The sequence below is a fragment of the Brevundimonas sp. P7753 genome (genome assembly GCF_013386595.1).
Lineage (GTDB): Bacteria > Pseudomonadota > Alphaproteobacteria > Caulobacterales > Caulobacteraceae > Brevundimonas > Brevundimonas bullata.
In genome coordinates this window covers 1-8,193 of record NZ_JACARP010000095.1, presented here as the reverse complement: position 1 = coordinate 8,193, position 8,193 = coordinate 1, and the positions used below count along the sequence as shown (strand labels likewise).

10 protein-coding genes are annotated in these 8,193 nt (G+C 68.8%); 2 read left to right on the top strand and 8 right to left on the bottom strand.

The window, feature by feature from the left end; genetic code table 11:
- Positions 1–69 precede the first annotated feature (69 nt).
- From HX774_RS16240 to HX774_RS16220, 5 genes are all read right to left on the bottom strand, one after another.
- Positions 70–1,053 carry an aldo/keto reductase gene (locus HX774_RS16240; RefSeq protein WP_178828477.1) on the bottom strand — a complete coding sequence of 328 codons (984 nt, stop codon included), beginning with the start codon at positions 1,051–1,053 and terminating at the stop codon, positions 70–72.
- A 92-nt stretch (positions 1,054–1,145) separates the two neighbouring features.
- Positions 1,146–1,838, bottom strand: a complete 693-nt coding sequence (locus tag HX774_RS16235) for an LrgB family protein (RefSeq protein WP_178828476.1) — start codon at positions 1,836–1,838, stop codon at positions 1,146–1,148.
- Positions 1,835–2,197 carry a CidA/LrgA family protein gene (locus tag HX774_RS16230; RefSeq protein WP_178828474.1) on the bottom strand — a complete coding sequence of 121 codons (363 nt, stop codon included), beginning with the start codon at positions 2,195–2,197 and terminating at the stop codon, positions 1,835–1,837. The genes HX774_RS16235 and HX774_RS16230 overlap by 4 nt, the downstream gene beginning before the upstream one ends.
- A 4-nt stretch (positions 2,198–2,201) precedes the next feature.
- Positions 2,202–4,025, bottom strand: coding sequence for an aminopeptidase P family protein (locus HX774_RS16225; protein ID WP_178828472.1), 1,824 nt, complete (start codon positions 4,023–4,025; stop codon positions 2,202–2,204).
- A gap of 164 nt (positions 4,026–4,189) precedes the next feature.
- Positions 4,190–5,056 carry a 50S ribosomal protein L11 methyltransferase gene (locus HX774_RS16220; protein WP_178828471.1) on the bottom strand — a complete coding sequence of 289 codons (867 nt, stop codon included), beginning with the start codon at positions 5,054–5,056 and terminating at the stop codon, positions 4,190–4,192.
- A 79-nt stretch (positions 5,057–5,135) separates the two neighbouring features.
- Here HX774_RS16220 and HX774_RS16215 point away from each other — a divergent pair, with 79 nt between their 5' ends.
- Positions 5,136–5,735, top strand: coding sequence for a hypothetical protein (locus HX774_RS16215; protein WP_178828469.1), 600 nt, complete (start codon positions 5,136–5,138; stop codon positions 5,733–5,735).
- Between the two features lie 94 nt (positions 5,736–5,829).
- Here HX774_RS16215 and HX774_RS16210 read toward each other — a convergent pair whose 3' ends face one another.
- From HX774_RS16210 to HX774_RS16200, 3 genes are all read right to left on the bottom strand, one after another.
- Complete coding sequence (locus HX774_RS16210) at positions 5,830–6,039, bottom strand: DUF3126 family protein (RefSeq protein ID WP_105564438.1); 210 nt, start codon at positions 6,037–6,039, stop codon at positions 5,830–5,832.
- A 94-nt stretch (positions 6,040–6,133) separates the two neighbouring features.
- On the bottom strand, positions 6,134–6,955 hold the full coding sequence (cysE, locus tag HX774_RS16205; protein WP_178828467.1) for a serine O-acetyltransferase: 822 nt from the start codon (positions 6,953–6,955) through the stop codon (positions 6,134–6,136).
- Between the two features lie 27 nt (positions 6,956–6,982).
- A complete protein-coding gene (locus HX774_RS16200) occupies positions 6,983–7,612 on the bottom strand; it encodes an NUDIX hydrolase (RefSeq protein WP_178828465.1) in 630 nt (209 codons plus the stop codon).
- A gap of 45 nt (positions 7,613–7,657) precedes the next feature.
- On the opposite strand from HX774_RS16200, the gene HX774_RS16195 reads away from it, so the two are divergent.
- Positions 7,658–8,193: nitroreductase (locus tag HX774_RS16195; protein WP_178828463.1), on the top strand; the 536-nt coding region annotated here is incomplete at its 3' end.

Below are 8,193 nucleotides of genomic sequence, written 5' to 3'. Positions count from 1 at the left end.
CGCCCCCTCCACCACTTCGTGGTCCCCCTCCCCCATTTCGCTAGGCTCCATGGGGGAGGATCAAACCCATCAACGGTTCAGCGAACTCATGCCGCCCGGCGCATACCGCTCGCCCGCCGCCGCATCGCGCGGAAACACCGCCTCGATCCGCGCCAGATCATCTGGCGTCAGGACGACGTCCGCCGCCGCTACGTTCTGCTCCAGCGTGGCGATCCGGCGCGTGCCGGGGATGGGGACCAGGTCCTCGCCCTGCGCCAGCACCCAGGCCAGGGCCAACTGCGCCGCCGTCACGCCCTTGTCCGCCGCAATGGCGCCGACCGCCGCCACCAGATCCAGGTTCTTCTGGAAATTGTCGCCGCTGAAGCGCGGGTTGGTGCGGCGGAAGTCGTCGGGCGCCAGGTCGTCGATCGACCTGATGTCCCCCGACAGGAAGCCCCGGCCCAGCGGGCTGTAGGGCACAAAGCCGATGCCCAGTTCGCGCACCGTCGCCAGAAGTTCGTCCTCCGGCTCGCGGCTCCACAGCGAATATTCGGTCTGAAGCGCCGTGATCGGATGCTCGGCGTGGCCGCGTCGCAAGGTGGCCGGCGCCGCCTCGGACAGGCCCAAGAAGCGGACCTTGCCCTCCTTCACCAGTTCGCCCATGGCGCCGACCGTCTCCTCGATCGGCGTATTGGGGTCGACGCGGTGCTGATAATAGAGGTCGATGTGATCGACGCCGAGCCGGCTCAGGCTGCCCTCGACCGCGCGGCGGACATTGGCGGGCGAGCCGTCGGTGATGGCCGACCCGTCCGCCTGACGGTTGATGCCGAACTTGGTGGCGATGAAGGCCTGATCTCGCCGCCCTTTCAGCGCCTTGCCCAGCAGGACTTCGTTGGTGTGGGGGCCGTACATCTCGGCCGTGTCGAACAGGGTCACGCCCAGGTCGAGCGCGCGGTGGATTACCGCAATGGACTGGGCCTCGTCCGAGCCGCCGTAGAAGGCGCTCATGCCCATACAGCCCAGACCAACGGCCGAGACTTCAGGGCCGCCTTGGCCCAGCTTGCGCATCTTCATGAGCGCATTCCTTCTGATGTGAGGGGGCCGACGGCGCATCCGCCAGCGACGGGCAGATGGGCGCCGCACCGCCTTATTTCAAGATGCGCGGCTCAGATCAGGCTGGCGACGATGGACAAAATCGTCGCCGTCGCCACCGCATTCAGCGCCATGCCCAGGCTGGCGAAGGCGCCCGCCGTCTGATCCACCTGAAAGGCTCGCGCCGCGCCGAAGCCGTGCGCCGAGACCCCGACCGCGAAGCCGCGCGCCCGGTAGTCCCTGATCTTGAGCAAGTTCAGCACCGGCGTCGCCGTCATCGCCCCGATTACCCCCGACATCAGCACGATCACCGCCGCCAGCGCCGGTATCCCGCCCAATTGCGCCGACACCGCCATACCGACCGGCGTAGTCGTGGCGCGCGGGGCGATGGAGGCCATGATCTCCGCCGGCGCCCCGAACAGCCAGACTATGCCCACCGCGCTGACGATAGCCGTCACGGCCCCCGCCATCAGGGCGCAGGCCAGGGGCTTGGCCAGCCGCCGGATCGTCGCCCGCTGCGCCCAGATCGGCACGGCCAGCCCCACCACCGCCGGTCCCAGCAAAAAGCCCAGAACCTGCGTCGCGTCGGCATAGGACGGATAGGGCGTCTTGGTCGCCAGCAGGACGCCGATCAGCACCGGCGTGGCCAGAAGCACGGGATGGCACAGCGGATGGCGCCCGCTGCGCCGCGACAGCACATCCGCCGCCTCGAACACCACCAGCGTCACCGCCAGCCACAACAGGGGCGTCGCGATCAGTTCGCTCACGACGCGCCCTCTTCGTTCTCCGGCTCTCGTCCCGCCACGGCGCGAAACACCAGCGCCGTCACCGCCAGCGTCAGCAGGGTCGAGACAACCACCGCCACGACGATGCCGAGGCCATACCGCGACAGGATCGCCCCCTCCTCCATCACCCCGACGGCGGCGGGCACGAACATGATCGACAGATGCGCTGTCAGCCAGCCCGTCACCTGAGTCAACGTCAGCCGCTCGCGCGGGACCAGCGCCAGCCAGGCCAGCAACAGCACCATGCCGATCACCGCCCCCGGCAGGGGCAGGCCCGTCAACCGGTGGATGACCTCGCCCGCCAGTTGGCAGACGAGCAGCAGGGCGATGGCGCCGATCATCGGCTTACAGCGGCGCCGTCTGCGCCTTCAGCCATTCCAGCGCCGCCTCGTCCTTCTGCACGCCCTCGGCCAGCAGAGGCCCGACCTTGGCCAGGACCTCGGCGTGATAGGCGTCCACATAGGCCCGCTCGTCCGCCGTCAGCAGCGCCACGTCGATCAGCCGCCGATCCAGCGGCGCCAGGGTCAGCTGCTCGAAGCCGTGCATCGGCCGTTCGCCGCCCGGGATCGGCTCCGGCGCCGTCACGACCTGCAAGGTCTCGATACGGATGCCCCACTCGCCCTCGCGGTAATAACCCGGCTCGTTCGACAGGATCATGCCCGTCAGCAAGGGCTGGGTGTTGACGTAGGGGGCGATGCGCTGCGGCCCCTCGTGCACGCCCAGATAGGAGCCGACGCCGTGGCCGGTGCCGTGATCAAAGTCAAAGCCCGCGCTCCACAGCGGCTGACGCGCCACCGCGTCCAGTTGATGCCCCGTCGTCCCGGCGGGGAAGCGGATCACCGCCATGGCGATATGACCCTTCAGGACCAGGGTGAACATGCGGCGCTGATCCGCCGTGCCCTCGCCGATGGCCATGGTGCGGGTCACGTCCGTGGTCCCGTCCAGATACTGACCGCCGCCGTCCACCAGCAGCAGGCTGCCCGCCTCCATCGGCCGGATCTTGGCCCCGACCGGCTTGTAGTGCGGCAGGGCGCCGTTCGGCCCGACCCCGGCGATGGTGTCGAAGGACAGGTCCTTCAGCATCCCGGTCGCCTCGCGGAAGCCCTCCAGCGCCTCGACCACCGCCCGCTCGTCCGGCAGCTCTTTCTGCGCGACCGTATCGACCCAGTGCAGGAAGCGGGTCAGGGCCGCGCCGTCGCGGATGTGCGCCTGACGGCTGCCCTCGATCTCGACGTCGTTTTTCTGCGCGCGTGGCAGGGCGCAGGGGTCCATGCCGCGAACGATGCTGGCGCCGGCCGCTTCCAGCCGGTCGAAATACCAGGCCGAGGACACCGCCGGGTCGATCAGCACCTTCTGCCCCGACAGGGCGTCCAGAGCGGCGGGCAGCGCCTCGGGCGCCTCCAGCGTCACGGCGTCGCCCAGCCAGCCGGGCAGTTCGTTGGTGATCTTGGCGGGGTCGAGGAAGACCTGGGCCGTGCCGTCCGCCTTCACCACCGCCTGCCCCAGAGGCAGGGGCGTGCGGATCACGTCGCCGCCGCGAATATTGAACAGCCAGGCGAGCGACGACGGCGAGGTCAGCACCGCCACGTCCGCGCCCTTGGCGGCGACGGCCTGACCGATACGGGCGCGCTTCAGCGCAGCATTCTCGCCGGTATAGCGGTCGTCGTGCGGCACCACCGGCGCCTGCGGCTGGGCCGGGCGGGCGTCGCCCCAGGCCAGATCAATGGGGTTGGGCTCGACCGCCTTCAGGGTCGCGCCCGCCTTTTCGACCGCCGCGCGCAACGTCGTCAACGCATCGGGGCTATGCAGGCGCGGATCATAGCCGATCACCGAACCGGCGCTCACGCCCTCCAGCCAGGCGGCCAGCCTGTTCAATTCGACGCGCTCGAACAGGGCCGCGTCCGTCTGGGCCTTGGCCTGAACCGTATAGCGGCCGTCGACGAAGACCGCCGCCCTGTCCATCAGCACCACGCCCGCCCCGGCCGAGCCGGTGAAGCCGCTGACCCAGGCCAGACGCTCGCTGGCGTCGGGCAGGTATTCGTTCTGATGCTCGTCCTCGTGCGGGACCAGCAGGCCATCCAGGCCCTGCTCGGCCATCTTCGCCCGCAGCAAAGGCAGATGCTTCGCCCCGAAGGACGGATCGGTCGTTTCGTCAAATGTCTGGCGCATATTTGTTCCTTATCCCTTCTCCCCTCGAGGGAGAAGGTGGGCGCCGGAGGCGCTCGGATGAGGGGGCGGGTTCAGCGAACATGACGGAAAGGTCCCGCGCAAAGCCGGCCTCCCCCTCATCCGTCATGCTCCGCATGCCACCTTCTCCCTCAAGGGGAGAAGGCTCAGGATTTACGCAACTGCAGCGCCGTCCACGCATCATGGTGGATCGTCTGCTCGACCACGAAGCCCAGCGGCAGATAGGCTTCCAGCACCCGCTCTTCCTGCGTGCGCAGCAGGCCCGACAGGATGGCCACCCCGCCCGACTTCAGCGCCTGACCGATCTCGGGGGCCAGGAACACCAGCGGCGCGGCCAGAATGTTGGCGAAGACCAGATCATAGGGCGCGTGCTGGGCGATGCATGCATCGCTCAGGCCGTCGGCGAAATAGAACTCGCACTTGGCGTCGTTGATCTGGGCGTTCTCGTTGGCGATGCGAGCCGAGGGCTCGTCGATGTCGGTGCCCACGGCGATGGGCGAGCCGGTCTTGGCCGCCGCGATGGCCAGCACGCCCGTGCCGCAGCCGACATCCAGAACCTTGTCGAACGTCTCGGTCTGCAACAGCTTGTCGAAGGCTTCCAGACAACCGACCGTCGTGCCGTGGTGGCCGGTGCCGAAGGCGGCGCCCGCGTCGATCTTCAGGTTGACCCGACCCTCGGGGATCTTGCCCTGATCATGGGCGCCATAGACGAAGAAGCGCCCGGCCTCGACCGGCGGCAGGCCGGACAAGCTCATGGCCAGCCAGTCGGCGTCGGCCAGCTTCTCGACGATCACTTCCAGTTCGCCCTGCGCACGCAGGATGGCGGCTATGCCCTCGGCTTCCTCGTCCGTGGTCGGAAAGGCGTCGATGCGCCAGACGCCCTTGTCCTCGTCCTCTTCCAGGATCGAATAGGTCGCGTTTTCCAGCATGGGGTCGGCGTCGATCATGGCGGCGGCGGCCTCGGCGGGCTCGCGTTCGCCGCGTGCGATTACCTGAAGAGCGGACTCGGACATTTCTCAAACACCGTTATGATAACGAATCACGAGTGCGGGCGTGCGGATCGCCCGTATCCATTGAGGGGTCCGGGTATCCATGGCTAAAGCACCGTCTGAATCGAAAACTGCTGCGCCGAAGGCGGCGCCTGCCGCTTCCAAGCCGAAACCAGCGGCAAAGTCGAGCGCTGCGGCGCCCAAGGCCGCTGCAAAACCGAAGGCTGCGCCGAAAACCGCCGCGCCCAAGGCCGCCGTCGCCAAGCCTGCCGTGAAGGCCGCTGCGCCCAAAGCGGCCGCAAAGCCCGCTGCGCCCAAGACGGCTGCCAAGGCCGCCGCGAAACCCGCCGCCGCCAAGAGCACCGCGGCATCCCCGAAGGCCGCCAAGCCTGAGACGGCTCCGGCCAAGACCGCGACCAAGTCCGCCGCCGCCAAGCCCGCCGCTCCGAAGAAGGCCGCTGCGCCCAAGGCCGCCGCCGCTCCCAAGCCTGCTGCGCCGAAGCCGGCCGCCGCGGCCAAGCCTGCCCCGGCTCCGACGCCTGCGCCTGCTCCGGTCGCCGCCGCGCCCGCTCCGGCTCCCAAGCCGGTCGAAGCGCCCAAGCCCGCCCCCACTCCGGCCCCGACCCCGCAACCGGCGCCCGTCGCCGCTGCGCCTCAGCCTGAAAAGAAGAAGGGCTTCTTCGCCCGCCTGTTCGGCCTCTAGGCCCACCACAGGTCCAAAACGACAAAAGGCCGGAGGGTTCGCCCCTCCGGCCTTTTTCGTGCGTGCTTCCAGAGAAAGCCCTGGAGGCGCGGCCTCAGTCCTGCGGCAGGTCTTCGGCCAGAATCGCCATCTCGAACATGAACGAGCCGGCCTCGTCCTCGTCCTCGAACACCACGCCGATGAACTCGTCATCGACATAGACCTCGGCGGAGTCGGCGACCTTACGGGCCTTCACCTTGATGCCGCCGTGGTTGAAGGTGCGCTTCAGGTGCGTCTCGACGCGCTTCAGATCAGATTCTTTCACGGGGTAGCCTCGCTGGTGTCTCGTTGACGGCGGAACCTAGAGAAGCCGCTTCCTCATGGGAAGCCCACGTATCGGGCGTCCACAGGCGGCAGGGTCAGATCACATAATCATAGGCGATATCGGCCAGCGTATGGTCCATCGTCCGCGCGGGCGCCGCGTCGGTCGGACAGGCCACCACCTTCGCCGGCACCCCGGCCACGGTGCAGCCCGCCGGCACGGGCTTCAGCACCACCGACCCGGACGCCACCTTGGCGTAGTCCCCGACCACGATATTGCCCAGAACCTTGGCCCCGGCCCCCAGCAGGACGCCGCGCCCGATCTTCGGATGGCGGTCGCCGCGCTCGGCGCCGGTCCCGCCCAGGGTCACGGCGTGCAGCATCGACACCTCGTCGCCCACAACCGCCGTCTCGCCGATGACGATGCCGGTGCCGTGGTCGATAAAGACGCCCGAACCGATCCGCGCCGCCGGGTGGATGTCCAGCTGGAACAGCTCCGAAATCCGGCTCTGGAAGTGAAACGCCAGGGTGTCGCGCCCCTGCCCCCACAGCCAATGGGCCACACGCCAGGCTTGCAGCGCCTGGAATCCCTTGAAATACATGAAGGGCTGCAACAGCGACCGGATGGCCGGATCGCGGTCCTGCACCGCCTTCAGGTCCGCCTCCGCCGCCGTCAGGATGCCGGGATCAGCCGCAAAGGCCGACAGCGCCACCTCGCGCAACGACATGGCCCCCAGCTCCGCGTCGTCCAGCTTACGCGCGATCTGGAAGCTCAGCGCCCCCGCCATATCGTCATGCGCCAGCACCACGGCGTTCAGCTGCGAGGCCAGACGCGGCTCCTCGCGCGCGGCCTCCTCGGCCGCCATGCGCAGTTGCGACCAGAGGTCCGGCTGTTGCGGCACGATTTCCAGCTTGGCCATCGGGCCTCCCGTTTCCGTCACGCGATCCTACGCCCCTAGCATGGCCTGCGCCAGCGCGGCGGGCAGCGCGCCTTCGCGGGCCATATGGTAGGCCTTGTAGGCCGTCGCCACCGTCAGGCTGTCGCGCACCGCCCCGCGCTCGATCTCGGCCAGCAGGTCGCGGAAAGGCACGCGCGCCGACACGATCACCTCGGTCGGATCGGGATCGACCGGAACCGTGCTCAACCCCCAGGCCACCCAGGTCATGGCCCGCTCGTCAGTGATCGAGTTCGACAGGTCCATATCCAGCGCCGCGCGCCAGTGCTCGGCCGCCAATCCCGCCTCCTCGGCCAGTTCGCGGCGCACGGCGTCGAACGGGCCCTCGTCCATCGGCGCCCCGCCCTCGGGCATTTCCCAGGAATAGCGCATCAGGGTGAAACGGTGCTGCCCGACCACCGTCACCGTCCCGTCCTCGTGCAGAGGCAGGACCCCGGTCCCCACGTTCTTGGGCCGCATCGCCACATAGTCGGCGGACGCTCCGGTCGGCGCCGTCGCCGGATGCCGCGTCACCGTCATCCACGGCGTGTCGATCAGGACGCTCTCGCCGTGGCTGACCCATTTCGGCGGTTCGGACAGGTCTTCGGCCCAGCGGGGCTTGATGTCGGGAATATCGTGCATCCCTCCGCTATGGCGCCCGGCGCGATGAAATCCTAGCTAGACGGCATGACCGATCTCAGCGCCGCCCTGCCCCTGCCCGTCCGCTCCGACGAAGTTCTGGCCCGTCTGGCGAACCGCCGCTCGGCCTCGGCCCAGCTGCTGGCCGCCCCCGGCCCGTCGGAGGCCGAGATCGAGCAGATCCTCCACCTCGGCGCCCGCACCCCCGACCACGGCAAGCTCTTCCCCTGGCGCTTCGTGGTGCTGGGACCGCAGAGCCGCGCGGACCTGTCCGAGGCCCTGGCCGTCCTGGCCGAAACACAAGGCCGCATCGACAAGCACCTGGCCGTCCTAGCCAAGCTGGCCAACCCGCCCCTGACCATCATGGTCGTCTCGACCCCGATCCAGGGCCACAAGGTCCCGGTCTGGGAGCAGCAGTTGTCCGCCGGCGCCGTCTGCATGAACCTGGAACACGCCGCCGACGCCCTCGGCTATTCAGCCAGCTGGATCACCGACTGGTACGCCTACGACCCCGCCGCCGTCGCCCTGTTCGGCGTCCAGGACGGCGAGACCATCGCCGGCTTCATCCACCTCGGAACCCTGAC

Coding starts and splice junctions, on each gene's coding strand:
- HX774_RS16240 (WP_178828477.1), bottom strand. CDS start 1,053: ATGAAGATGCGCAAGCTGGGCCAAGGCGGCCCTGAAGTCTCGGCCGTT.
- HX774_RS16230 (WP_178828474.1), bottom strand. CDS start 2,197: ATGATCGGCGCCATCGCCCTGCTGCTCGTCTGCCAACTGGCGGGCGAG.
- HX774_RS16225 (WP_178828472.1), bottom strand. CDS start 4,025: ATGCGCCAGACATTTGACGAAACGACCGATCCGTCCTTCGGGGCGAAG.
- HX774_RS16220 (WP_178828471.1), bottom strand. CDS start 5,056: ATGTCCGAGTCCGCTCTTCAGGTAATCGCACGCGGCGAACGCGAGCCC.
- HX774_RS16215 (WP_178828469.1), top strand. CDS start 5,136: ATGGCTAAAGCACCGTCTGAATCGAAAACTGCTGCGCCGAAGGCGGCG.
- cysE (WP_178828467.1), bottom strand. CDS start 6,955: ATGGCCAAGCTGGAAATCGTGCCGCAACAGCCGGACCTCTGGTCGCAA.
- HX774_RS16200 (WP_178828465.1), bottom strand. CDS start 7,612: ATGCACGATATTCCCGACATCAAGCCCCGCTGGGCCGAAGACCTGTCC.